Origin of the sequence: Streptomyces sp. NPDC005423, assembly GCF_040606415.1 — a bacterium.
In the GTDB taxonomy this organism is placed as follows: Bacteria; Actinomycetota; Actinomycetes; order Streptomycetales; family Streptomycetaceae; genus Streptomyces.
In genome coordinates this window covers 57,177-81,097 of record NZ_JBEXET010000001.1, presented here as the reverse complement: position 1 = coordinate 81,097, position 23,921 = coordinate 57,177, and the positions used below count along the sequence as shown (strand labels likewise).

21 protein-coding genes and 1 pseudogene are annotated in these 23,921 nt (G+C 71.5%); 12 read left to right on the top strand and 10 right to left on the bottom strand.

All coding sequences use genetic code 11. From position 1 onward, the window contains the following. Window positions 1-208: 208 nt before the first annotated feature. Both ABZT12_RS00370 and ABZT12_RS00365 read left to right on the top strand, forming a co-directional pair. Window positions 209-399: pseudogene (locus ABZT12_RS00370) on the top strand (IS5/IS1182 family transposase); the annotation flags it as partial. 804 nt (window positions 400-1,203) lie between these two features. Further along, the gene (locus ABZT12_RS00365; protein ID WP_356374831.1) at window positions 1,204-2,097 is read left to right on the top strand and encodes a glycosyltransferase; all 894 of its coding nucleotides are present in this window, start codon (window positions 1,204-1,206) and stop codon (window positions 2,095-2,097) included. Window positions 2,098-2,196: 99 nt separating this feature from the next. Here the strand turns inward: ABZT12_RS00365 and ABZT12_RS00360 are convergent, their stop codons facing one another. From ABZT12_RS00360 to ABZT12_RS00350, 3 genes are all read right to left on the bottom strand, one after another. Next, window positions 2,197-3,933, bottom strand: coding sequence for a bifunctional 3'-5' exonuclease/DNA polymerase (locus tag ABZT12_RS00360; protein WP_356374828.1), 1,737 nt, complete (start codon window positions 3,931-3,933; stop codon window positions 2,197-2,199). A 256-nt stretch (window positions 3,934-4,189) separates the two neighbouring features. Further along, the gene (locus tag ABZT12_RS00355; RefSeq protein WP_356374825.1) at window positions 4,190-4,936 is read right to left on the bottom strand and encodes a Clp protease N-terminal domain-containing protein; all 747 of its coding nucleotides are present in this window, start codon (window positions 4,934-4,936) and stop codon (window positions 4,190-4,192) included. 64 nt (window positions 4,937-5,000) lie between these two features. After that, window positions 5,001-5,342 (bottom strand): hypothetical protein, encoded by a 342-nt coding sequence (locus tag ABZT12_RS00350; RefSeq protein ID WP_356374822.1) that lies wholly within the window; start codon window positions 5,340-5,342, stop codon window positions 5,001-5,003. Between the two features lie 145 nt (window positions 5,343-5,487). Between ABZT12_RS00350 and ABZT12_RS00345 the strand changes: the two genes are divergently transcribed. Continuing rightward, window positions 5,488-6,606 carry a DUF2786 domain-containing protein gene (locus tag ABZT12_RS00345; protein ID WP_356374819.1) on the top strand — a complete coding sequence of 373 codons (1,119 nt, stop codon included), beginning with the start codon at window positions 5,488-5,490 and terminating at the stop codon, window positions 6,604-6,606. 33 nt (window positions 6,607-6,639) lie between these two features. Here the strand turns inward: ABZT12_RS00345 and ABZT12_RS00340 are convergent, their stop codons facing one another. Both ABZT12_RS00340 and ABZT12_RS00335 read right to left on the bottom strand, forming a co-directional pair. Further along, entirely contained in the window at window positions 6,640-7,131 is a 492-nt protein-coding gene (locus ABZT12_RS00340) for a DUF4232 domain-containing protein (protein WP_356374816.1), read from the bottom strand. Between the two features lie 82 nt (window positions 7,132-7,213). Beyond that, on the bottom strand, window positions 7,214-7,759 hold the full coding sequence (locus tag ABZT12_RS00335) for a hypothetical protein (protein ID WP_356374813.1): 546 nt from the start codon (window positions 7,757-7,759) through the stop codon (window positions 7,214-7,216). 421 nt (window positions 7,760-8,180) lie between these two features. Here ABZT12_RS00335 and ABZT12_RS00330 point away from each other — a divergent pair, with 421 nt between their 5' ends. After that, window positions 8,181-8,450, top strand: coding sequence for a DUF397 domain-containing protein (locus tag ABZT12_RS00330; RefSeq protein WP_356374810.1), 270 nt, complete (start codon window positions 8,181-8,183; stop codon window positions 8,448-8,450). Between the two features lie 91 nt (window positions 8,451-8,541). Here ABZT12_RS00330 and ABZT12_RS00325 read toward each other — a convergent pair whose 3' ends face one another. After that, on the bottom strand, window positions 8,542-9,033 hold the full coding sequence (locus ABZT12_RS00325; protein WP_356374807.1) for an ATP-binding protein: 492 nt from the start codon (window positions 9,031-9,033) through the stop codon (window positions 8,542-8,544). 364 nt (window positions 9,034-9,397) lie between these two features. Here ABZT12_RS00325 and ABZT12_RS00320 point away from each other — a divergent pair, with 364 nt between their 5' ends. Both ABZT12_RS00320 and ABZT12_RS00315 read left to right on the top strand, forming a co-directional pair. Then, window positions 9,398-10,222, top strand: coding sequence for a helix-turn-helix transcriptional regulator (locus ABZT12_RS00320; protein WP_356376648.1), 825 nt, complete (start codon window positions 9,398-9,400; stop codon window positions 10,220-10,222). A 72-nt stretch (window positions 10,223-10,294) separates the two neighbouring features. After that, a complete protein-coding gene (locus ABZT12_RS00315) occupies window positions 10,295-11,755 on the top strand; it encodes an aldehyde dehydrogenase family protein (protein WP_356374804.1) in 1,461 nt (486 codons plus the stop codon). Window positions 11,756-11,887: 132 nt separating this feature from the next. On the opposite strand, the gene ABZT12_RS00310 is transcribed toward ABZT12_RS00315, so the two are convergent. Together ABZT12_RS00310 and ABZT12_RS00305 are read right to left on the bottom strand one after the other, a co-directional pair. Beyond that, window positions 11,888-13,300, bottom strand: a complete 1,413-nt coding sequence (locus tag ABZT12_RS00310; RefSeq protein ID WP_356374801.1) for a glutamate decarboxylase — start codon at window positions 13,298-13,300, stop codon at window positions 11,888-11,890. Window positions 13,301-13,330: 30 nt separating this feature from the next. Further along, window positions 13,331-14,614, bottom strand: a complete 1,284-nt coding sequence (locus ABZT12_RS00305) for an ion channel protein (RefSeq protein WP_356374798.1) — start codon at window positions 14,612-14,614, stop codon at window positions 13,331-13,333. A 127-nt stretch (window positions 14,615-14,741) separates the two neighbouring features. Between ABZT12_RS00305 and ABZT12_RS00300 the strand changes: the two genes are divergently transcribed. Together ABZT12_RS00300 and ABZT12_RS00295 are read left to right on the top strand one after the other, a co-directional pair. Then, window positions 14,742-15,524, top strand: coding sequence for a MerR family transcriptional regulator (locus ABZT12_RS00300; RefSeq protein WP_356374796.1), 783 nt, complete (start codon window positions 14,742-14,744; stop codon window positions 15,522-15,524). 244 nt (window positions 15,525-15,768) lie between these two features. Next, window positions 15,769-16,770, top strand: a complete 1,002-nt coding sequence (locus ABZT12_RS00295; RefSeq protein WP_356374793.1) for a VTT domain-containing protein — start codon at window positions 15,769-15,771, stop codon at window positions 16,768-16,770. A 3-nt stretch (window positions 16,771-16,773) separates the two neighbouring features. Here ABZT12_RS00295 and ABZT12_RS00290 read toward each other — a convergent pair whose 3' ends face one another. Then, window positions 16,774-18,417 (bottom strand): threonine/serine exporter family protein, encoded by a 1,644-nt coding sequence (locus ABZT12_RS00290; protein WP_356374790.1) that lies wholly within the window; start codon window positions 18,415-18,417, stop codon window positions 16,774-16,776. Window positions 18,418-18,553: 136 nt separating this feature from the next. Continuing rightward, window positions 18,554-19,045, bottom strand: coding sequence for an inorganic diphosphatase (locus ABZT12_RS00285; protein ID WP_356376645.1), 492 nt, complete (start codon window positions 19,043-19,045; stop codon window positions 18,554-18,556). 124 nt (window positions 19,046-19,169) lie between these two features. Here ABZT12_RS00285 and dacB point away from each other — a divergent pair, with 124 nt between their 5' ends. From dacB to hpt, 4 genes are all read left to right on the top strand, one after another. Beyond that, complete coding sequence (gene dacB, locus ABZT12_RS00280) at window positions 19,170-20,810, top strand: D-alanyl-D-alanine carboxypeptidase/D-alanyl-D-alanine-endopeptidase (RefSeq protein ID WP_356376642.1); 1,641 nt, start codon at window positions 19,170-19,172, stop codon at window positions 20,808-20,810. Window positions 20,811-20,859: 49 nt separating this feature from the next. Continuing rightward, window positions 20,860-21,978 (top strand): zinc-dependent metalloprotease, encoded by a 1,119-nt coding sequence (locus tag ABZT12_RS00275; protein WP_356374787.1) that lies wholly within the window; start codon window positions 20,860-20,862, stop codon window positions 21,976-21,978. Between the two features lie 218 nt (window positions 21,979-22,196). After that, on the top strand, window positions 22,197-23,249 hold the full coding sequence (tilS, locus tag ABZT12_RS00270) for a tRNA lysidine(34) synthetase TilS (protein WP_356374784.1): 1,053 nt from the start codon (window positions 22,197-22,199) through the stop codon (window positions 23,247-23,249). 66 nt (window positions 23,250-23,315) lie between these two features. Next, window positions 23,316-23,876: a hypoxanthine phosphoribosyltransferase gene (gene hpt, locus ABZT12_RS00265; protein ID WP_356374781.1), complete on the top strand. Its 561-nt coding sequence runs from the start codon at window positions 23,316-23,318 to the stop codon at window positions 23,874-23,876. Window positions 23,877-23,921: the final 45 nt, after the last annotated feature.

Here is a 23,921-nt window from a genome sequence, read left to right as displayed (position 1 = left end):
CGGGGAAGCACTTGCGTGGACGATTGCGTGAGCGGAGCGAGGCGTACCGACACCTGCGGCGGTGGCCATCTCATCTCACCCGCTGCTTGTCGTGATGATCTCTCGTAGACCTGGGCAGTCGTCGGCCCGAAGCGACTCTCGACGGGGCTGGTCGTCGCGTGTCGGACAGAGGCGAACCCGGCTCCAAGACGCACGTCCTGTCGGATGCGTCGGAGTGCGCATCGCCCGCAAGGCATTGGATCCAGCGAACGCTCAGGGCGCCGGAGGTGGGTGATCGAGCGCGATGTCGTGGCTGTTCGGCCACCGCAGACTCAGCCCCCGCTACGAACGCAACCCCCGCAACTACCAGCCCTTGCCGGCCTCGCCACCGCCATCTGCTGCGACAAACGCCTCGTCCGCCCTCACCACGGGCGCCACGGACTTCCGTACGCGTGTAGCCGCATGTCTACGGAGGTGAGCGGTGCGGTGGGTAGCTGGGTCCCCGACAAGTGAAACGCAGGAGTGTGACATTCCTGGCCAAAGTGTCACGCTTTTCCCTCCCGCTGGGTTTGCTGTCCGCTTCCTGCCCTGGAGATCCTGAACGTCCGCTCAGCGCTACCGAGCATGGAGATCAGCTGCCGTGCCTGGAGGGCAGTGGGGAACTGTGCGGTCGTGCCCGCTCTGCGGGGGCGAGGAGGGGGAGGTGGAATCGCGTAGGTCCGGGAGTGGAAATCGATGCGGCCCTCGCCCTCCCGCCACCCCTGGCAGATGAAGGGCAGTCGAAGGCGTCGCCGGCCGGGGGACCGGTCATCCTCATGACTTCGGAAAGGTAGAGGGGGCGAGAACCATCTGCACCCCTCGTTGATGGAAGGGGCGGCCGTAGGCGGAGAACTGCTCCATCCTCGCCAGATCGTTGCCGATGAGGGTGAACAGCACGGACTTCCGGCTCAGCACCCGGTTCCATGGTCCGCCGTGTGCCCTCCCGTACAGGGTCGCTTTCCAGTGGCATAGCGGGTGAGCCGGAGTCACGACCTTCTGACCTGCGGCCTCGGCGGCCTCGGCGGCCTCTGAGGGGTCTGAGAAGTCTGAGAAATTGGAGAAAGGGCGGTGCGAAGTGAAGCGGCGGCGGAGTCACCGGCCGACGTGAGGCAACATCTTGGTGAACGGCGAGTGGCACGCGGTCCGGACGCGGGCGCCGTCGGGAGGCCGGATGAGGTGGGTTGCGTGCGGGAACCGAGGATCGCCGTCGCCGTGGTGACCATGGGGAACCGGCCGGAAGAGGTGGACGAACTGCTGCGGTCCGTGGCGAAGCAGGACCTGCCGCCCGTCCGCATCGTGATCGTCGGGAACGGCTGCCGGCTGCCGGAGTTCGCCCGCCGGCTGTCGCTGCCCGGCGAGGTCAGCGCCATCGACGTCGACGAGAACCTCGGCTGCCCCGGTGGCCGCAACGTGGCCCTCGCCCGGCTCCGCGCCTTCGGCGACACCGACGTCGTGGTCGAACTCGACGACGACGGGCTCCTTGTGGACGCCGATGTGCTGCGCGGCGTCCGGGATCTGTACGCCGCCGATCCACGGCTCGGCATCGTCGGCTTCCGCATCGCCGACGAGCACGGCGAGACCCAGCGCCGGCACGTGCCCCGCGTCGGCGCCGCCGATCCGATGCAGGGCGGGTACGTCACCGGGTTCCTCGGCGGCGGCCACGCCCTGCGGATGGCCATGCTCGACGAGACCGGCGACTGGCCGGCCGAGTTCTTCTTCGCCCACGAGGAGACCGACTTGGCCTGGCGGGCCGCCGACGCCGGATGGCGCATCCTCTACGCCCCCGAGCTGCTCCTCCAGCACCCCAAGACCTCGCCCGCCCGGCACGCCATCTACCACCGGGTGACCGCCCGCAACCGCGTCTGGCTGGTCCGGCGCAGGCTTCCGCTCGCGCTGATCCCGGTGCACCTCGGGGTGTGGACGCTGCTCACCCTCGTACGGACCCGGTCGGCCGGGGGACTGCGGGCGTGGTGCGCCGGTTTCGCGGAGGGCGTCCGCACCTCCCCCGGAGAGCGCCGCCCGATGCGCTGGCGGACGGTGTGGCGACTCACGCGGCTCGGCCGGCCGCCCGTCATCTGACCTACGTTCAGGGGGAGTTGACGTGTCGGAGACCGATACGGAGACGGAAACAGGATTCGGGAGGCGTCCTGAGGGCGACCTCCGTCGAGTGCTACGACGTCACTTCGCGTCGGCGTAGCACTCGACGACCGCCGTGGTGAACGGGAAGCGGACCGGGGTCTCCCCGAACGTCAGCCGTCCCGCCAGGTCCGCCGCCTCCCGTATCGCGGTGACGACGGTGTCGGCTTCCTCCTCGGGGCAGTGCACGATCACCTCGTCGTGCTGGAAGAAGACCAGCTCGGCCGCGAGGCCGGCGCAGGTCCGGCGGAGCGCGGCGAGCATGAGCAGCGCCCAGTCGGCGGCGCTGCCCTGGACGACGAAGTTGCGCGCGAAACGGCCCCGCGCACGGGAGTTGGCCGACGCGTAGCCCGGCCGGCCGGGTGCCCGGTCCGCGCCGGCCAACGCGTCCGGGGGGCCGTCCTGTGGGATGCCGGCCTCCTCCGAGCCGTCCTCGCCCGTGCCTGCGGCCGGCGGGCAGGTCCGTCCCAGCCAGGTCCGCACCAGCCGGCCCTCCTCTCCCGCCCGCGCGGCGTCGTCCACGTACGCCACGGCCAGGGGGAAACGGCGTCTGAGCGCGGCGAGGTTCTTGAGGCCGTCGCCGGAGGTCTGGCCGTAGACCGCGCCGAGCACGGCGAGCTTGGCCTGGGCGCGGTCGCCGGAGAAGGCGCGTTCGGAGACCGACTGGTAGAGGTCGGTGGCGCGGCCGGCCACCTCCATCAGGCCGGGGTCGCGGGAGATGGCGGCGAGTACCCGGGGCTCCATCTGGTCGGCGTCGGCGACGACGAGCCGCCAGCCGGGGTCGGCGATCACGGCACGCCGGATGATTTTCGGTATCTGCAACGCGCCCCCGCCGTTGGTGACCCAGCGGCCGGTGACCGTCCCGCCGGCGTGGAACTCGGGCCGGAAGCGGCCGTCCCGTACCCAGTCGTGGAGCCAGGACCAGCCGTGGGCGACCCAGATGCGGTACAGCTTCTTGTATTCGAGCAGGGGTTTCACGGCCGGGTGGTCGACGGACTCCAGCTCCCAGCGGCGGGTCGAGCCGATCTTGGTCCCGGCCTGCCCGAAGGCCCTGACGACATCGGCCGGCAGGTCGGGCCGGACCCGTCTGCCGAACGCGGCGGACACCTCGTCGGCCAGTTCGGCGAGCCGACGGGGCTCGCCGCCGCCCGCGTACCGCTCGCCGAGCAGTTCGTGCAGCAGCTCGCGGTGGACGTCGGCGCTCCAGGGCAGCCCCGCCCGGTTCATCTCGGCGGCGACCAGCATTCCGGCCGACTCGGAGGCGGTGAGCAGCCGCATCCGCTCGGGGTGCGCGGTCCTGTCGTGCCGCCGCTGCTGTTCGGCGTAGACGGTGAGCAGGTCGTCGAGGGGGAGGCGGCTGCCGTGCGCCGAGAAGGCCCCGAACGCGCCGAAGGCACCGGAGGCGTCGAAGAGGGAGGACTGCGCGCCGGGTTCGGCGGCGCGCTGCGGGGGATCGGGCGGTACGGGGCCGCCGCGCAGCCGGGCCAGCGCCGCCGCCGCCGAGCGGGGCTCGCCGGAGCGCCCTTCGTGGCCGAGCAGGAGGGTCTCGGCGTCCTCGACGTCGTAGCACCGTTCGACCCGTACCCCGGCGGCGAGCAGGCGCGGGTAGATCTCGGCCGTCGAGCGCCACACCCACCGGGTCACCTCGGGCCGCCCGCGCACGGCGGCGACGAGGTCCGGTTCATGGACCGCCGGGCCGACGGGCACCCCGTCCGGACCGAGGGCGGCGACCTCCGCACCGCCGCCCTCGGCCGGAGCCAGCGCCCACCGGTCGGTCATGACAACGAGTTTCGCAGGCGCCACTGACAACGCCCGCGAGCTGCCGTTTCAGCCGATGTCCCGGCCGGGTCCCCTCCAGCGAAGCGAAGCCCCGACCGACGGCCCGAGCGACGCCCGACCGACGCCCCGGCCGAAGTCCCCGCCAGGATTTCAGCGAAGTCCCAGCCGAATATCCAGTAGACGTCCCGGCCGCTGATACCGCCGCCCCCCGGCCACGGATCCAGCCGATGCCCCGGCCGTACTCGCTTCCGCCGCCTCAGTCCCGCGGGGGCTCCGGCTGTTCCACCTGCCGGACCAGTTCGGTCAGCGTCTCGGCGACGTGCCGTTCGGCCCGCTCCTTGTCGAGACCGAGCCCGCTCAGGACGCCTTCGCCGTTCTCGTGCTCCAGCAGGGCCAGCAGGATGTGCTCGGTGCCGATGTAGTTGTGGCCGAGGCGGAGGGCCTCCCGGGAGGTGAGCTCCAGGACCTTCTTGGCGGCGGGGCCGTACGGAACGAGCTCGGGGGCCTTCTCGACCGCGGGCGGGAGCGCCGCCGTCGCCGCCTCGCGGACCGCGTCGAGCGGCGCGCCCAGCGCGACGAGGACCCTCGCGGCGAGGGCGGCGGGCTCGGCGAGCAGGCCGAGGACGAGGTGTTCGGGCAGCCCTTCGGCGTTGCCGGCGTCCCTGGCCGCGGTGTGGGCGGCCATGATCACGCTGCGGGCGCGGACGGTGTAGCGGGCGAAGCCCTGGCTGGGGTCGAGGTCGGCGGACTCCTTGGGCACGAACCGTTTCTGCGCGGCCTGCCGGGTGACGCCCATGCTCTTGCCGATCTCCGACCAGGACGCACCGGACCGCCGTGCCTGGTCCACGAAGTGCCCGATCAGATGGTCCGCGATCTCGCCGAGGTACTCCCCGGCGAGTACGGCGTCCTGGAGCTGGTTGAGGGCGTCGGGGTGGAGTTTCTTGATGGCCGCGATGAGGTCGTCGAGCCGTACGGATGACGTGATCTCGGGGTTGGTCGTCATGTGTCAACCGTAGGTTGACGGGCGGGCCCCGTCAACCCCGGGTTGACATGTTCCGACGCGGTTCTCAGCCCAGATCCGGGTGGGCCACCGCGGCCTTCTGCAGCTGCACCGCGCCGAGCAGGCTCAGCCCAGGCTCCGCCTTCCGCAGTGCCTTCACCGCCGCCACCGAGGAGAGGTCCCCGTCGAAGCCGACGGCGGCCAGCCGGTCCCGCACCCAGCGGGCGCGCACCCGGTCCTCGGTGGCGGCGGCCGTGGCCTCGACGAGCGCGGCGGCGCGTTCCAGCCCCGGCCGCTCCTCGGGGGACGCCTCGGCCAGTGCCCGGCGCAGGGCCTCCGCCACGAGGTCAGCGTCCCGGACGACCAGTACGGCGTCGTGCTTCTTGCTCAGTCCCGCGATGGCTCCCATGGGCATCACCGTGACGGTCATGCCCCGTACAGGGCAAGCGACTTGAGGATCCTCAGAGACTCGACCCGCCTCCCCCGCGCCACCCGGTCGCCGTCCGCGCCCCTGCCCGCCCGCGCCCCGAGCCGCCCCATGACACGATCGGAGCGTGAGCAGCACGCCCAGTACCGTGGACCGCGCCTTCGAGGCCGCCCTCTACGCCGACACCCACGACGCCCTCGACACGGGCGCCTCGCTCCTCGCCGCCGACCCCGCCTCGGACGCCGAACTCGCGCGGCGCGGGCGGGAGTTCGTGGCCGCGGCCTGGCGTCGGGGCTGGCTGCCCGCCGATGTCGTACGGCTGGTCCGGCGCCGGCTGGGCGAGGAGCACGCGGGGCTGGCGGCCGCGCTGATCCGGGCGCAGGCGCCGGACGACCGCCCGCGGGGCCGCCGTTGGGCCGCGCAGCTCGACGAGCTGACGGCCGGGGCACCGGCTCGGACGGACCGTTTCACGCACGCGACCGCCGTGCTGGAGCTGTACCGGCTGCTGCTGCGGCTGCCCGCCCTGGAGCCGCTCGAAGCGCACGGTGAGCCGCGCCGGTCCGCGGACCGGCGCCCCGAGTCCCGGATGCTCACCCGGATCCGCGCCCTGCTCGCCAAGGCGGAGGCGACCGGCTTCCCGGAGGAGGCGGAGGCGCTCAGCGCCAAGGCGCAGGAGCTGATGGCGCGGCACAGTGTCGACGAGGCCCTGCTCGCCGCGCGGACGCCGGCGAAGGACGCGCCGGGGGCCTGCCGGATCGGGGTCGAGCCGCCGTACGAGCAGGCCAAGGCGGTGCTGCTGGACGCGGTCGCCTCCGCGAACCACTGCCGGGCCGTGTGGAACGACGACCTCGGCTTCTCGACCGTGGTGGGGTTCGAGGCCGACCTGGAGGCGGTCGAACTCCTCTACACCTCGCTCCTCGTGCAGGCCACGACCGCGATGACGAAGGCGGAGGCGGCCCAGCGCGCCGGCGGACGCAAGCGGACCAAGACGTTCCGGCAGTCGTTCCTCGCGGCCTACGCCCACCGCGTCGGCGCCCGTCTCACCGTCGCCGCCGAGACCCAGGTGACGGACGACCTGCTGCCGGTGCTGGCCACCCGCGAGGTCGCGGTCACCGGCCGGCTGGAGGCGATGTTCCCGGAGACGACCACGACCCGGCTGCGCGGGGTGAGCGACGAGACCGGCTGGGCCGAGGGCACGGAGGCGGCAGACCGGGCGCAGGTCAGGGGCCGGCCGAGACTCGGCTGACGGCCCCTGCCGAGACGGAGATCCGGCGGCTTCCTAGTCGCCCGCCTGCTGGAAGGCGCTCACCGAGGCCTGCTTGCCCTGGACCGGGCCGTACGACCACGTGTAGCTCGCGCTGTCGGAGCCGCCGGGCAAGGTGAGGAGCAGCCTGGTCGCCGCGAGGCTCTGCGGGTCGCCGGCCTTGCCGCGTACGTAGGTGATCGTGAAGGCCGCCGCCTCGCCCTTGGCGAGCTTCAGCTTCTGTGCCTTCGCGCCCTTCTGACTGGTGAGGGCGACGCTGGTGCCGCCCGCCCGCAGGGTGACGCGGGGGAAGCCGTCCAGGGTGCACGGTTTGCTCTGGTTGGTGAGCGAGACGGGGACCTCTCCCGTGTCACCGGCGGCCGGCGCGGTGCTCGCCGGACCGACCTGGACGCCCACTTCGCCGAACTTGCAGGCCGAGCTGTTCTTGCCGGTCCCGCCGCCGCTGTCGCAGGCGGTGAGCAGGAGGGCCGACGCGAGTGCGACGACGGCGATCGGAACGGTGCGCATGAAGTCCCCTGGTGGTTCGTGGCGTTGCTGCACAGGATCATCCCGCACCCGCGGGACTCCCGTCGCCCGGCCCGGACCGCCGCTACGAGCCCAGGCTCGCAGTCGGCAGTCCGGACGGCAGCTTGCCGCCGGCGGACCTGGTGTACGTCTCCTTGCCGAGACCGCCCGACCAGGTGACCGTCAGACCGCTCTTGTTCACGGAGTCGACCATGCCGGTGGCGCGGTCCTTGTTCCCGTCCGTGCACGTGAGGTGGATCATCCGCATGCCCGCCTCCTCGCCGGCGGTCCCGCTGCACACGGTCCCCGCGGTGGTGAAGAGACCGGCCTGCTTGCCGGTGACCACGAGGGCCACCGCCTTGCCGCCGGTGGTGGCGAGCCAGCTGCCCTGCAATCCGTCGGAGGCGCCCGTGGCGCCCGTGGCGCCCGTGGCGCCCGTGCCGCCGCCGGTGTCCGCGGTCGCGGTCGCGGTCGCGGTCGCGGAGACGGTGGGGGTGGCCGACGCGTCGTCCTTCGAGGCGCCGCCGCCACCGCACGCGGTCAGCGCGAGCGCGCAGAGGGCGCCCGTGGCCGATATCCGCGCCTTCGCAGTGGCTCTGGCCGCCGTGTTCGCCGTATTCGCCGTAGTCACTGGTTGCTCCCATGCTGTAGGCGGTTGGCCGGAACGACCGCAGCAAGCTACCAGCACTTGCCCGGACGGCTTCCGTACGGCCGGTAGGTAATCGCTGTGAGCCCGGTGGCGACAGTGGCGTGGACGGTCGCGCGGCGGGCCCGGCCGAGGGGCACCCGGCGTCCCGAGCCGCGGACGCGTACCTGGACACTGGAACAGGAGAGGCCGGGTAAGCGTCCTTACTCAGTACACGACCCAGGCCGCGGACGGCGTCTGGGCGCTGGAACGGCGTCGGTGACGGCCGCCAGAACTGTAACCACGGCAACACCCCGCGTGCACGTGCATCTGCTCATGCACTTGCACGTGAACGGGGTTATGATCCGGGTCAGTTGACCGTTACATCAATGGCCACACCAGCCAGTGCACCACCGGGGAGCGACCTGTGAACCACCGCGTTGACAGCGTGTACGGGCGGTACGACGTGTACAACGGCATGGCTGCCACGCAGCTGGACGGAGTGGCCTGGCAGAAGAGCCGGCACAGCAACTCGCAAGGTTCCTGCGTGGAGTTCGCACGGCTGCCGGACGGCGATGTCGCCGTACGGAACTCGCGCTTCCCCGAGGGTCCCGCGCTCGTCTACACGCGGGCCGAGATCGAGGCGATGCTCCTGGGCATCAAGGACGGCGAGTTCGACCACCTGATCGCCGGCTGACGGCGGCGGCACCGCCGGTAACCGCGGGTGGCAGAGGTGTAGCGGTCGGTAACGCGCGTAGAACCGCGGCCCGAAAAGGGGCCGCGGTTCCTCACGTGGCGGCGGGCAGCGCGTCGGGCGTGAGGCGGAACAGCGCCCATACCACCTTGCCGCTGAGCGTGCCGGCGAGCGGGTGCCAGCCCCAGCCGTCGCTGAAGGAGTCGATGAGGAAGAGGCCGCGGCCCGACTCGGCCGCGGAGTCGTCGAAGTCGCGCGCCACCGGACTGTCGTGGCTGGGGTCGCGTACGGCGCACACGAGCCGCTCGGTCCAGCGCATCAGGTGCAGCCGCACGGGCGGGCTCTGCTCGGCGGTGCGGGGGGTGTTGGCGGGCAGCGCGTGCCGCAGGGCGTTGGTGACGAGTTCCGAGACCACCAGGCAGATGTCGTCGAAGCGGTCGCCCGTCTCCCACTGGTCGAGCGTTCGGCGCGTGAACTGCCGCGCCTCGCGCACCGCTTCGTAGCGGGGGGGCAGGGCGCAGGAGGCGGCGCCGGCCACCGTCGACGGGTCCAGCGGCGGAAGGCCCTGCCGTAAGGGCTTGAGCATGGTCGATCCATTCGTCCCCATGCGAGGCACTCCCGGAATTCGCGGTCGTTGCGATGCAGCGGTGGCGCGGGACCATGGTTTCGGATGCGTACAGCAGATGCAAGGGCAGATGCACGTGCAGCTGACCGAATTGAACCCTCCCGTACCGCTTGTTGGCCATTTTTTCCGCCGACTTCACGCCGTTCTCGTGCCCGACCCTTGCGTCTTCCTGGCAGTTGGCTGTGAGGGATGGAGGCCCTCTTTCCATTTCCGTAACCGGACGAGTACTGCTCGAAGTGTTTTAGTGGCAGACTGCGGCCCCTGAAGACGGTTGGGGAGGCTGGCGAACGTGAGCGCGGGAGAGCCCGGATCGGTGGTGCGGCGGATGCTGCTCGGCTCGCAACTCAGGCGACTGCGGGAAGCCCGCGGTATCACGCGCGAGGCGGCGGGGTACTCGATCCGGGCTTCGGAATCCAAGATCAGCCGCATGGAGCTGGGGCGAGTGAGCTTCAAGACGCGGGACGTGGAAGACCTGTTGACGCTGTACGGCATCACGGACGAGGCGGAGCGCATCTCGCTCCTCTCCCTCGCCAAGGAGGCCAACGTCGCCGGCTGGTGGCACAGTTACTCGGACGTCCTGCCCAGCTGGTTCCCCACCTATGTGGGGTTGGAGGGCGCCGCGTCCCTGATCCGTGCCTACGAGGTCCAGTTCGTGCACGGACTGCTGCAGACCGAGGCGTACGCCCGTGCCGTCGTCCGGCGCGGTATGCAGGGCGCGAGCGAGGCCGACGTGGAGCGGCGCGTGGCGCTGCGTCTGGAGCGGCAGAAGTACCTCGTGAACGAGAACGCGCCAGATTTCCACGTTGTCCTGGACGAGGCCGCCCTGCGCCGCCCGTACGGCGACCGTGAGGTGATGCGGGGCCAGTTGCAGCACCTGATCGAGGTGTCCGAACATCCCAACGTACGGCTCCAGGTCATGCCGTTCGGATTCGGCGGCCACTCCGGTGAGTCCGGTGCCTTCACGATCCTCTCCTTCCCGGAGTCGGACCTGTCGGACGTCGTCTACCTGGAGCAGCTCACCAGTGCGCTGTATCTGGACAAGCACGAGGACGTGGCCCAGTACGAGAAGGCGCTGAAGGAGCTTCAGCAGGACAGTCCGGGGCCGGACGAGAGCCGGGATCTTCTCCGAGGACTCCGCCAACTCCTCTGAAACAACCGTACGATGACATGTGATCAGACCGTGACGTCGGTCGTGTCTGCTAGCGATTGATTGAGAGATCACATGTCGTCCTATTTCAGCGACCTTGCTCAGCAGTACATCGACGGTGAGTGGCGTCCCGGCACGGGATCCTGGGACATCATCGACTTCAACCCCTATGACGGTGAGAAGCTCGCGTCGATCACCATAGCCACGGTCGACGAGGTCGACGAGGCGTACCGGTCGGCGGCCCGCGCGCAGAAGGAGTGGGCGGCGACCAACCCCTACGCCCGCCGCGCGGTCCTGGAGAAGGCCCTGCGTCTGGTCGAGGAGCGCGAGCCGGAGATCACCGAGGTGATCGTCGCCGAGCTGGGCGGCACCCTCCTCAAGGCGGCCTTCGAGATCCACCTCGCCAAGGAGTTCCTGCGCGAGGCGGTGCACCTGGCGCTGCGTCCCCAGGGGAGCATCATCCCCTCGCCGATCGACGGCAAGGAGAACCGCGTCTACAGCGTCCCGGTGGGCGTGGTGGGCGTGATCAGCCCCTTCAACTTCCCCTTCCTGCTCTCCCTCAAGTCGGTCGCCCCCGCACTGGCGTTGGGCAACGGCGTGGTCCTCAAGCCGCACCAGAACACGCCGATCGTCGGCGGCTCCCTGGTGGCGAAGATCTTCGAGGACGCGGGCCTGCCGGGCGGACTGCTGAACGTCGTCATCACCGACATCGCGGAGATCGGCGACGCCTTCCTGGAGCACCCCGTACCGAAGGTGATCTCCTTCACCGGCTCGGACAAGGTCGGCCGCCACGTGGCCACGGTCTGCGCCTCGCACTTCAAGCGCGCGGTCCTCGAACTGGGCGGCAACAGCGCGATCGTGGTCCTCGACGACGCCGACATCGACTACGCGGTCGACGCGGCGGTCTTCAGCCGCTACGTCCACCAGGGCCAGGTCTGCATGGCCGCCAACCGCGTCCTGGTGGACCGCTCCGTCCAGGCCGAGTTCACCGAGAAGTTCGTCGCCAAGGTGCGGACGCTGAAGACCGGGGACCCGCGCGACCCGGGGACCGTGATCGGCCCGGTCATCAACTCCTCGCAGGCGGACGCCGTTTCGGCCGTCATCGAGCAGGCGCTCGCCGAGGGGGCCACGGCGCTGGTGCACGGAGCGACGCGGGACAACCTGGTCGAGCCGTCCGTCCTCACCGACCTCCCCGCCGACTCCGCGCTGCTCCGGCAGGAGGTCTTCGGCCCGGTCGCCTTCCTCGTCCCGTTCGACGGCGAGGACGAGGCGGTACGCCTGGTCAACGACACGCCCTACGGCCTCAGCGGCGCCGTCCACACCGGTGACGTCGAGCGGGGTGTCGCCTTCGCCAAGCAGATCGACACGGGCATGTTCCATGTGAACGACGGCACCGTCCACGACGAGCCGATCGTCCCCTTCGGCGGCGAGAAGTCCTCCGGACTCGGCCGGCTGAACGGCGACATGATGCTGGACTCCTTCACGACCCTGAAGTGGATCTCGGTCCAGCACGGGCGGAGCGCCTTCCCGTTCTGAGCGGCAACCACCGCGACGCGAGGGCGGACCCGCACCCGGACGGCGACCGGGTGCGGGTCCGCCCTCTCGCGGTACGACGCTCCCGGGCGCTCGGCGACTGACCGGCGCCCGCCCCGGGAACCGTGGACGGTCTCAGTGGTGGAAGCCGGTGGCCGCCCCCTTGTCATGGGTCAAGGGGTGCGGCTGGCGCCGCAGTTGGGGCAGCAGCCGGGACAGATCCTCCACGAACATCTCCGCGAGGTCCGTCGAGAACCCGTTGCGGCACACGATCCGCAGCACCGACAGGTCCTCGCGGTTGGCCGGGAAGGTGTACGCGGGCACCAGCCAGCTGTGCTCCCGCAGCCGCCGGGAGACGTCGAACACGTCGTACGCCGTCACGTCCGGGCCGGTGGTGAAGGCGAAGACGGGCAACTCGTCCCCCCGGGTGAGGAGTTGGAAGTCGCCGAGCGCCTCCACCTGGGCGGCGAGCGTTCTCGCCACGTCCCGGGTGGACTGCTGCACCGCGCGGAAGCCCTCCCGGCCCAGCCGCAGGAACGTGTAGTACTGGGCGACGACCTGGGCGCCCGGGCGGGAGAAGTTGAGGGCGAAGGTCGGCATGTCGCCGCCCAAGTAGTTGACCCGGAACACGAGTTCCTCGGGCAGCGCCTCCTTGTCCCGCCACAGCGCCCAGCCGACACCCGGGTATACCAGGCCGTACTTGTGCCCCGAGGTGTTGATCGACGCCACCCGCGGGAGCCGGAAGTCCCACACCAGGTCCTCGTCGAGGAAGGGCGCGACCATCGCGCCGGACGCGCCGTCCACGTGGACGGGGATGTCGAGACCGGTGCGCTCCTGGAGGTCGTCGAGGGCGGCACAGAGGTCCGCGATCGGCTCGTAGGACCCGTCGAAGGTGGAGCCGAGGATGCCGACGACGCCGATGGTGTTCTCGTCGCACAGCTCGGCGGCGGCCCGCGGGTCGAGGTGGAACCGGTCGCCGTCCATGGGTACTTGGCGGGCCTCCACCTCCCAGAAGTTGCAGAACTTCTCCCAGCAGACCTGGACGTTGACCCCCATGACCAGGTTCGGGCGGACGTCCCGGGAGGGATAGCGGTCCTGGTTGCGCTGGGCCCAGCGGCGCTTGAGGGCCATCCCGGCGAGCATGCACGCCTCGCTCGAACCGGTCGTGGAACAGCCCACGGCGGCGGCCGGGTCCGGCGCGTTCCACAGATCGGCGAGCATCGCCACGCAGCGCCGCTCCAGCTCGGCGGTGCGCGGGTACTCGTCCTTGTCGATCATGTTCTTGTCCCGGCACTCCGCCATCAGGACGCCGGCTTCCGGCTCCATCCACGTGGTGACGAAAGTCGCCAGATTCAGCCGGGAGTTGCCGTCCAGCATCAGCTCGTCGTGGACGAGCTGGGCGGCCGTCGCCGGTGGCAGCGGCGCGTCCGCCAGCCGGTGCTTGGGCGGCGCCTGGGCCATGCCGCCCACCGGGTTGGCCTCCCCGAAGAACGGGTTGACGGACAGCGGGCGCTCATCGCGCTTCCTGGGACCTTCGTGCAACGGCATGGGTGAGCCTCCTGAGCGGATCAACGGGTGTCAGCGGACCGGAGTTCCGTCCTCGCGCAGCTGCATCTGCTGGCGCCCGGTCACCAGCAGCCAGGCGGGCAGCGAGGCGATGCACAGCAGGGCGAGGAGGGCGGGCGAGGCCGCCAGTACGGCGGCCGTGAACAGACTCAGCCAGCCCTGCCGGGTGATGGCGAGGAGTACGCCCAGCACGCCCGCGGAGACGCCCACCGCGGGCTGCACCGCGGGCACCAGCGCGTGGGCGCACAGACCGAAGGCGGCCCCGACGAACACGGAGGGGAAGATGCGCCCGCCGCGGAAGCCGCAGGACGCGGCGACGAGCATCGCGGCCAGCTTCACCACCGTCATCGTCGCGAACTGCCCGGCCGACCAGCCCTCGGGGTCGGCCGCGAGCTCCCCGACCTCGTCCAGCCCCTTGAAGAGCGTCAGATGACCGCCCACGGCCGCCAGCAGGCCGAGCACCAGCCCGCCGACGGGAAGCGCCACCATGGGGTGCCGCAGCCGGGAGAAGGCGCCGTGGACGTACGGGAAAGCGCGGACTGCGCACATGCCGAGCAGCGCGGCCAGCGAGGCGAGGACCAGTGCGGCCAGCAGGTCGACCCAGCCGGGGCCGCCGAGCGGCGGCAGATGCAGGTCGAACGTCGGGTGGGACACCAGGGCGGTCGTCATCGCCCCCACCGCGGCGGCGGCGAGAGGCGCGAACACGTTGTCCCACAGAGCGCCCTTCGCCCCACGCCCGGCCATCGCCTCCGACAGGAGCAGCGCCGCCGCCACCGGCGTACCGAACAGCGCGCCGATCGTCGCGGCCTCGGCCAGCCCCACCCACAGGCCGCCCGGCAGCCGGGGCAGCACCCGGCGGCCGAGCCACAGGGCCAGTCCGACGTTCACGGCGATGAGCGGGTTCTCCGGGCCGAGGCTCGGGCCGCCGGCCAGCATCAGGGCCGTCGCCAGCACCAGGCCGGGCAGCACGGCCGGCGGCATCGGCGCGGCGTCCAGGCCGGTGGTGGCCGGATCGGGCCCGGCGTGTCCCGGCACCTTCCACACCACCAGGCCGACGGCGACACCGGTCGCGGTGAGCATGACGACCATCCACAGCACGGAGTAGCGGCCCACTCCCAGGGCGTCGGGCAGGTTCTTCCACAGCACGTGCTGGAGCCGCTCGGCCACCCCGCTCACCGCGAGGAAGAGCAGACTCGCGAGCACCCCGACGACGAGGGCGGGGAGGACCGACGGCAGCAAGGTGCGTGCCGGGGTCCCCGGAGCGGAAGGCGCCGGCTGGGCGGTGTCCTGGGCCACGGGCTCACCATAAGCGGGCGAAACGGACATGACATCCGGAGTGCGGCCCGGGAGGCAGCCCGGGACTTGCACCTCACGTCACGTGAGGCGGCAGCGTGGAGCACGTACCGAGAAGGGAGCGGACGAAGTGGGCTACTCCGAGGAACAGGACGGCTACTCCGTAGGACGGGTCGCCCGGGTCGCCGGGGTCACGGTGCGCACGCTGCACCACTACGACGACATCGGTCTGCTCGTCCCGGGCGCACGCAGCCGCGCGGGCCACCGGCGCTACAGCGGCACCGACCTCGACCGGCTCCAGCGGATCCTGTTCTACCGGGCGCTCGGCTTCCCGCTCGACGAGGTCGCGGCCCTGCTCGACGACCCGGAGACGGACCCGCGCGCGCAACTGCGCCGCCGGCACGAGCTGCTGACCGCCCGGATCGAGACGTTGCGGCAGATGGCCGAGGCCGTGGAAGAAGCCATGGAGGCACGCAGAATGGGCATCGACCTGACACCCGAGGAGCGGTTCGAGGTCTTCGGCGACAAGGACCCCGGGCAGTACGCCGACGAGGCGGAGGAACGCTGGGGCGGCACCGAGGAGTACGCGGAGTCCCAGCGCCGGGCCGCCCGGTACACCAAGGACGACTGGAAGCGGCTGCGGGCCGAGGTCGACGAGTGGACCGCGCGCTACGTCGCCCTGATGGCGGCCGGCGAGCCCCCGGCGGCCGACGCGGCCATGGACCTGGCCGAGGAGCACCGCCTGCACATCGACCGCTGGTTCTACGCCTGCTCGTACCCCATGCACCGGTGCCTCGCCGAGACGTACGTCTCCGACGAGCGCTTCAAGGCGTTCTACGACGCGATGCGCCCCGGTCTCGCCGGCCACCTCAAGGAGGCGATCCTGGCGAATGCGGCGCGGCACAACGCCTAGGCACCCGCCCGGGACCAGTACCCGGGACGGGTGCCCGGGACCAGTACCCGGGACGGGTGCCCGGGCGGAAGCGCCGAGGGCGGTGAGCGCACACCCGGTTGCCCGTTCCCACAGCTTTGTCCCATGGGACGCACAGTGCATCCTGGAGACACGGGTGGAACCTGGTGCGGACACACTGCGTTGATAGCTTTGTGCGGCTACCCGGATGCCGCCCCTCCCTCCACCCCTTCAGGAGCCCGGAACCGTGATGACGCTTGCCCTCGGACCGAGCTGGCTGGATCCGAACACCCTGCTCGACCGCTTCGGCATCTGGGGCCTGCTCCTCGTTGTCTTCGCCGAGTCGGGCCTGCTCATCGGGTTCTTCCTGCCCGGCGACTCGCTCCTGTTCACCTGCGGTCTGCTGATCACCGCGGGCACCCTGGACTTCCCGCTGTGGGCGGCCGTCGTGCTGATCTGCGTCGCCGCGGTCCTCGGCGACCAGGCGGGCTACCTGTTCGGTAAGAAGGTCGGTCCCTCGCTCTTCAACCGCCCCGACTCCCGCCTCTTCAAGCGGGAGAACGTGGTGAAGGCCCACGAGTTCTTCGAGAAGTACGGCCCCAAGTCCCTGGTCCTGGCCCGCTTCGTCCCCGTGGTGCGCACGTTCACGCCGATCATCGCGGGCGTCAGCGGCATGCGGTACCGCTCGTTCCTCACGTTCAACATCATCGGCGGGGTGCTCTGGGGCGCGGGCGTCACCCTCCTCGGTTCCTGGCTCGGGAAGATCGACTTCGTCAACAACCACATCGAGACGATCCTGATCCTGATCGTCCTCGTCTCGGTGGTCCCGATCGCCATCGAGTTCCTGCGCGCCCGCGCCAAGGCCGGCAAGGAACCGCGGCAGGACGTGCCGGACCCGGCCGCGACCCAGCCGTTCCCCGTGATCATGGACGACTCGACCACCCAGCTGCGCCGCGTGGACGAGCACCGGCCGTACCCCCAGGGCCGGAACGGCGGCCGTGACGACGAGGGGAACGGCCACCAGGGCGGTTACGACCAGTACGACCCGTACTACGCCCAGCCGCAGCAGACCCAGCAGCCCCAACAGCCATACGGCAACGAGCAGTTCACCCCGCAGCCGCAGCCGCAGCCGCAGCCGCAGCAGCCGCAGCCGTATCCGCGACAGCGGCAGCAGCAGCCGTACGGCGACCAGCAGCAGTATCCGTACAACGAGCAGGGCTACTCGCAGAACGGCTACCACCAGGGGTGACGGTCAGAATCCGCGGGTCCGCTTGGCCGCCCGGCGGCCGCTCTCGGAGCCGCCCGGGACCCGCAGGAAGAGCCGGGAGATCTCCGAGCCGAGATTGACCCCGATGGCGATGGCCATGGCGAGGGAGGCCGCCGTGGCCAGCGACACCAGCCCCTTGTCGACGTGGTTCTGCGCGATCGACAACAGCCCGAAGTAGGTCGCCGAACCGGGCAGCAGCGGCCCGATCGCGGCCGTCGTGTAGGGCAGCGCGGACGCGAACCGGAACCGCGACAGCAACTGCCCGAAGAGGCCCACCAGCCCCGCCGCCACGGCCGTGGAGGCGACCGGCGAGAGCCCGCCCGTGTAGTGCAGCGCGCCGTAGACCGACCAGGCGACGCCCCCGTTGAGCGTCACGGCCAGCACGGTGGACCGCTCCTGCTGCAACAGCACCGCGAAGGTCAGCGACAGCAGCATCGACGCCGCGATCTGCCACAGCGGCCGCCGGGAGATGTTCAGCACCGCGTCCGGGTTGAGCTGCGCGCCGAGCGTCACCCCGAAGTACAGGACGACGAGCACCCCGATCACGATGCCCACGAAGAAGTACATGACCTCCAGCAGGCGGGCGGCGGCCGTGATGTAGAACCCGGTCAGGCCGTCCTGTACACCCGCCACCAGCGCCCGCCCCGGCAGCAGCGCGAAGAGACCGCCGGTGATGACCGCCGACGCCTTCACGTCGACGTGCGCGACCGTGAGCGCGACCCCGATCGCGGCCGGCGGCATCGCGGCCACCGTGAACTGGTAGAACTCGGGCAGCCCGCGCCCCGCGCAGAGCCACGCCAACCGGTCGCCGAGCATCGCGCCGAGCGCGGCGGCGACGAACACGATCACGTCACCGCCGACCAGCACCGAGGCCGCGCCCGCCAGCAGCCCGCCGGCCGCGGTCAGCACCCAGCCGGAGTAGGGATGCCGGTTGCGCCGCATCTCCGCGAGCCGCCGGTAGGCCTCCTCCAGGGAGAGCGCCGTCTCCGGGTCGCTGAGATCGTCGACCAGCCGGAACACGGCCGCCAGCCGTGTGTAGTCGGTGCCCCGGCGGCGCACCGTCCGGGACGCGGTCACCGGATCGTCGACCAGGGACGGCTGGTAGGAGATCGACAGCAGGGTGAAGGTGACCGTCGGCTCGCAGCGGTCGAGGCCGTAGGAACGGCAGACCGCGAACATCGCCGCCTCCACGTCCTCGGCGCCCTCCCCGCCCGCGAGCAGCAACTCGCCGATACGGAGCGTCAGGTCGAGCACGCGCGGCGCGGCGGGACCGCTGTCGTCCGGCTTCTGCGCCCGCTCCGGCGCGGGCCGCTCGGTCACCGGCATCCGCAGCATCGTGCGCATCCGGTCCTGCCAGGGCAGGTCCTTCGTCAGACTGACGACGGGGCTCCCGGCCGGCGGGGTGAAGGCGGCCGGCGCGTGTCGGGCGTCGTAGGTGCTCGGCAGGCTGAACGCCGACCCCTCCGGCTCAGCGGCGGGCGCCTCCGGCACGTCGAGACCCCGCGGGAGGGCGAACTCCGACGTCCTCGACGACTCCGACTCCCCGTCGGCCGCCGCGACCCCCGCCGGGGCGGAGAACGCGCTCCTGGCCTCGTCCGGCTGCGGCTTCCGGTCCTCCGCGTCCGTCACTCCGTGGTGCTCCCTGTACGACGCCTGCAGTGATCCTCAGTATGCGCACAGGTACGCGGACGGGCCGCACGCGCATGCGTACGGCCCGACCGCGCAGCGGTCCCAGAACTCCTGGGACCCAGGGGATTCAGGGGGCTCAGTGCCCGCCCTCGTCCTTGAAGCGCTTGTAGGACCGCTCGATCTCCGCCTCGGCGTCCGTACGGCCGACCCAGTCGGCGCCCTCGACGGACTTGCCGGGCTCCAGGTCCTTGTAGACCTCGAAGAAGTGCTGGATCTCCAGGCGGTCGAACTCCGACACGTGGTGGATGTCGCGCAGGTGCTCCACCCGCGGGTCGGACGCCGGGACGCACAGCAGCTTGTCGTCGCCGCCGGCCTCGTCGGTCATCCGGAACATGCCGATCGCCCGGCACTTGATGAGGCAGCCGGGGAAGGTCGGCTCCTCCAGGATGACCAGCGCGTCGAGCGGGTCGCCGTCCTCGCCGAGCGTGTTCTCGACGAAGCCGTAGTCGGCCGGGTAACTGGTCGAGGTGAAGAGTCGACGGTCCAGGCGGATCCGACCGGTCTCGTGGTCCACCTCGTACTTGTTCCGCGAACCCTTCGGGATCTCGATCGTGACGTCGAACTCCACCGGTGGCTCCTCCATGATCAGCACATAGTTCTGGTGGTTAAGTGTCCCTCACGCAGGTGTGTGATCGCGAAAGGGGCTGGTGGTCGTGCCGGAGCTGAGGCCTTGGCGGGCCGCGAGACCGCATGTGGCGCGGGTCGCGCGAGCCGCTCGGCCCCGTCTCGTGCGAGCCGCGCAGACCGTGGGACCGCGGTTGACGCGGCTCCGGGAAACCTCGGCACCACAGGTGGCGCGGCTCCGGGAAGCCGTGTCACCGCGGCTGACGCGGCTCCAGGAAACAGTGTCACCGCAGGTCGCGCGGTTGACGCCGCCGAACGGGACCTGGCGTTTCACCGCGGTGGCCACCACCGCCGGACTGGCGCTGGCCGCCGCTGCGGTGACCGCCGCCGGTCCCTGGGACTCCGCGGGCCAGCGTACGGCCGAGCGGGACCACGCCGCCGCACAGGAGGAGGCAGGTGGCGCAGATCACGGCCGCCATGTCGACATCTCCGCCGGCGCACCCCACCCGGCACCCAGCGCCGGGTCCGTTCTGGCCGGCCTCGGCGGGTCGTCGTACACCGTGAAGTCGGCGCCCAAGGACACCGCCCTCGCGGACGTCCTCGGCCCCCTGCTGCGCGACTCCGCGCTCGGCACCCGGCACACCGGCGCCGTCGTGGACGTGACCTCCGGCAAGCGCCTGTACGGCACCGGCGCGGACGAGGCGCTCACTCCCGCCTCCACGACGAAGATCGCCACCGCCGTCGCGGCCCTGTCCGCCCTGGGCGCCGACCACCGCTTCACCACCCGCGCCGCCCTGGAGCCCGACACCGGGGAACTCGTCCTGGTCGGCGGCGGAGACCCCACCCTGACGGCCCACGCCCCCGACGGCGCCGCGAGCAGCGACAGCACGGACGACTGGGCCAGCCTCCGCACGCTCGCCGACTCCACGGCCGCCGCCCTGGCGAAGCGCGGCACGCGCGCGGTGACCCTGTCGTACGACACGACCCTGTACTCCGGACCCGCACTCCACCCGATCGGCGTCAACGACAACCTGGCCCCGGTCAGCGCCCTGATGGCCGACGAGGGCCGCACGGACGACTCCCTCAGCGGCCCGGTGACACGGTTGACGAATCCGGCGGCGGACGCGGCCCGGAAGTTCGCGGGCTTCCTGCGGAAGGACGGCATCAGGACGACGCCCCCCGGCCCCTCCAAGGCGACCGGCCGCGCCGACACCCTCGCCACCGTCTCCTCCCCGCCCCTGGCCGACCTGGTCGAACGGATGCTGACCAACAGCGACAACGACATCGCCGAGGCGCTGGCCCGCCAGACCGCCGTCGCGGCCGGGAAACGGGCCGACTTCGACGGCGGCGCCGCCGCGATCGCCGCCCAGCTGACGCGGCTTCACCTCCCGGTCAAGGGCGCGGTCTTCCACGACGGAAGCGGCCTGAACCGGGACGACCGGCTCACGGCCGACCTCCTGACAGCCCTTCTGGTGAAGGCGGGCGACCCGGCCCACCCGGGGCTGCGCCCGGTCCTCACCGGCCTGCCCGTCGCCGGCTTCACCGGCACCCTGACCAGCCGTTACACGGGCGCCACCGGCGCGGCGGGAGTCGTCCGGGCCAAGACCGGCACCCTCACCGGCGTCAACACCCTCGCGGGCACGGTCGTCGACCGGGACGGCCGTCTCCTGGCGTTCGCGTTCCTCGCCTCGGACACCACGGACCCCCTGGCGGCCCAGTCGGCCCTGGACCGGACGGCGACCGCGCTGGCGGGGTGCGGCTGCGGCTAGCCGCAGCCGCGGCCTGCCCCAAGCGGGGGCGACCACGTACGGTTGACGCATGACGAGCATCGGTGGTGCCGAGATGGTCGACTGGAATCTCGCGGTGGCGACCGCGACCCGACTCGTGCGGCCGGGCCCGGAGGTGAGCCGCGACGAGGCGCGGGCCATCGTCGCGGAGCTGCGCCGCCACGCGAAGGCCTCGGAGGAACACGTCCGCGGCTTCACCCGGATGGGTACGGAGGACATCCACGACACCCCGGTCCTGGTCGTCGACCGCCCCGGCTGGGTCCGGGCGAACGTCGCCGGGTTCCGGGAGGTCCTCAAGCCGCTCCTCGACAAGATGCAGGAGCGGCGCGGCAACAGCCCCGGGGGCGCGGTCCTCGGCGCCGTCGGCGGCAAGGTCACCGGCGTGGAACTGGGCATGCTGCTGTCGTTCCTGTCCTCGCGCGTCCTCGGCCAGTACGAGACGTTCGCCCCGGACACCCGCGACCTCCCGGCCGGCCAGAACGGTGGCGGCCGGCTGCTGCTGGTCGCGCCGAACATCGTCCACGTGGAACGCGAACTCGACGTACAGCCTCATGACTTCCGCCTCTGGGTCTGTCTGCACGAGGAGACGCACCGCACGCAGTTCACCGCGGTGCCCTGGCTGCGCGACCACCTGGAGGGCGAGATCCAGTCCTTCCTCGGAGAGACCGAGGTCGACCCCATGACCGTCCTGGAGCGCGTCCGGGAGGCCGCCCAGTCCTTCGCGGGCGGCCGGCCCGAGGGCGAGGAGGACGAGGGCCGCTCCCTGGTGGAGATCGTGCAGACGCCCGCCCAGCGCGAGATCCTGAGCCGCCTCACCGCCGTGATGTCCCTCCTGGAGGGGCACGCCGACTTCGTGATGGACGGCGTCGGTCCCGAGGTCGTCCCGACCGTCGCCGAGATCCGGGAGAAGTTCCAGCAGCGGCGGGCCAAGGGCGCCTCCCGGCTGGACAGCGCGCTGCGCAAGCTGCTGGGCCTGGACGCCAAGCTCCGGCAGTACCGCGACGGCGAGCGTTTCGTGCGTGCGGTCGTCGACGAGGTCGGCATGGACGGCTTCAACCGGGTGTGGACCTCTCCGAACACGTTGCCGACCAAGTCGGAGATCGCCAAACCGGCGGACTGGGTCGCGCGGGTGCACCGCAAGGCCGAGTAGTGAGCCGCGCGCCGGAGTCGTGAGCCGCGCGCGGACGTCGTGAAGCGAATCCCGCCTGCGGCAGGCGAACGCCTCTTCAATCACCCGTCCGAGGGACCATCAGGGATGGGTAGGCGTGCGATGCTCGGGGAACGGCCCGGTTCTGTCACCATCTACACACTCTGAGTGACCGAACCTCCGGGCCTCACCCCCCGGAAACTCCATGAAGGGAACCGGACATGGGTCCCCATCCTGCGGTCGCGGCGATACGCCTGGCGGTCCGCCGCGTACTCCACGACATCCTCAACGACAGCCTCGACGCCCAACCGTCGGCCGGCCTCACGACCGCTCCGGCGCACACGGCGCACGAGCGCCCGCCCTCGCCGCTCGTGCTCGTGGCGTGCTCCGGCGGCGCCGACTCCATGGCCCTCGCCTCCGCCCTCGCCTTCGAAGCCCCCAGGCTGGGCGTCCGGGCCGGCGGTGTCACCGTCGACCACGGTCTCCAGGCCGGCTCCGACCTCCGCGCCGACGAGGTCGTCCTGCGGCTGCGCGAACTGGGCCTGGACCCCGTCGAGGCCGCCACCGTGGCCGTGGGCCGCGAGGGCGGCCCCGAGGCAGCCGCCCGAGACGCCCGCTACGCCGCCCTCGACGCCGCCCTCGGCCGCCACGGCGCCGCCGCGATCCTCCTCGGCCACACCCGCGACGACCAGGCGGAGACCGTCCTGCTGGGCCTCGCCCGCGGCTCGGGCATCCGCTCCCTCTCCGGAATGGCCGCGGTCTCGGGAGCAGGCGGCCGTTACCGGCGCCCCTTCCTGGCCCTCGACCGGCAGACCGCCCGCAAGGCCTGCATGGTCCAGTCCCTCCCCGTCTGGGACGACCCCCACAACGCCGATCCGGCGTACACCCGCTCCCGCCTGCGCCACGAGGGCCTGCCCGCCCTGGAGAAGGCGCTCGGCAAGGGAGTCGTGGAGGCGCTCGCCCGTACGGCACGGCTCTCCCGGGACGACGCCGACGCCCTCGACGCCTGGGCCGCCGAAGCGGAGGCATCGGTGCGCGACGACGCCGGTCTCCTGGAGTGCGCCAAGCTCTACGCCCTGCCGGCCGCCGTACGCCGGCGCATCCTGCGGCGCGCCGCCATCGGCGCGGGCGCGCCGGCGGGATCCCTGTCCGCCCGGCACATCGAGGAAGTCGACCGGCTGATCACCGGCTGGCGCGGCCAGGGGGTCATCAATCTCCCGGGCAAAGTCGTCGCCCAGCGCCAGGGTGGCAGACTGGTGATCCGGCAAGGCTGAATCGGCACCCCCTCCGGCCTCCGGGGGGCGGGACCAGGCAGCCGGTGGGACGGACGACCGAAAGTGATGCGGGTGGACGCGAAAGACATGGGTGCCGACCTCAAGTCGGTGCTCATCACCAAGGAAGAGATCGACGCGAAGCTCGTGGAGCTGGCCGCGAAGATCGACGCGGAGTACGCGGGCAAGGATCTGCTGATCGTCGGCGTCCTCAAGGGCGCGGTGATGGTCATGGCGGACCTCGCCCGGGCGCTGTCCACCCCCGTCACGATGGACTGGATGGCCGTGTCGTCGTACGGCGCGGGTACCCAGTCCTCCGGTGTGGTGCGGATCCTGAAGGACCTCGACACCGACATCAAGGGCAAGCACGTCCTCATCGTCGAGGACATCATCGACTCGGGGCTGACCCTGTCCTGGCTGATCTCCAACCTCGGGTCGCGCGAGCCCGCCACCCTCAAGGTGTGCACCCTGCTGCGCAAGCCCGAGGCAGCCAAGGTCGCCATCGACGTGGAGTGGGTGGGCTTCGACATCCCGAACGAGTTCGTCGTCGGCTACGGCCTCGACTACGCCGAGAAGTACCGCAACCTGCCGTTCGTGGGGACGCTCGCGCCCCACGTCTACGGCGGCTGAGCCACCCGGGCCAAGCCTCACAGGACTTTCGGGAACCCCAGCGGC

Bases quoted from the DNA above. Each gene is read 5' to 3' on its own strand.
- hpt (WP_356374781.1), top strand. From the start codon at position 23,316: ATGCGGGTGGACGCGAAAGACATGGGTGCCGACCTCAAGTCGGTGCTC.
- ABZT12_RS00360 (WP_356374828.1), bottom strand. From the start codon at position 3,933: ATGACCGACCGGTGGGCGCTGGCTCCGGCCGAGGGCGGCGGTGCGGAG.
- ABZT12_RS00315 (WP_356374804.1), top strand. From the start codon at position 10,295: ATGTCGTCCTATTTCAGCGACCTTGCTCAGCAGTACATCGACGGTGAG.
- ABZT12_RS00325 (WP_356374807.1), bottom strand. From the start codon at position 9,033: ATGCTCAAGCCCTTACGGCAGGGCCTTCCGCCGCTGGACCCGTCGACG.
- ABZT12_RS00275 (WP_356374787.1), top strand. From the start codon at position 20,860: ATGACGAGCATCGGTGGTGCCGAGATGGTCGACTGGAATCTCGCGGTG.
- ABZT12_RS00340 (WP_356374816.1), bottom strand. From the start codon at position 7,131: ATGCGCACCGTTCCGATCGCCGTCGTCGCACTCGCGTCGGCCCTCCTG.
- ABZT12_RS00355 (WP_356374825.1), bottom strand. From the start codon at position 4,936: ATGACGACCAACCCCGAGATCACGTCATCCGTACGGCTCGACGACCTC.
- tilS (WP_356374784.1), top strand. From the start codon at position 22,197: ATGGGTCCCCATCCTGCGGTCGCGGCGATACGCCTGGCGGTCCGCCGC.
- ABZT12_RS00310 (WP_356374801.1), bottom strand. From the start codon at position 13,300: ATGCCGTTGCACGAAGGTCCCAGGAAGCGCGATGAGCGCCCGCTGTCC.
- ABZT12_RS00350 (WP_356374822.1), bottom strand. From the start codon at position 5,342: ATGGGAGCCATCGCGGGACTGAGCAAGAAGCACGACGCCGTACTGGTC.
- ABZT12_RS00320 (WP_356376648.1), top strand. From the start codon at position 9,398: ATGCTGCTCGGCTCGCAACTCAGGCGACTGCGGGAAGCCCGCGGTATC.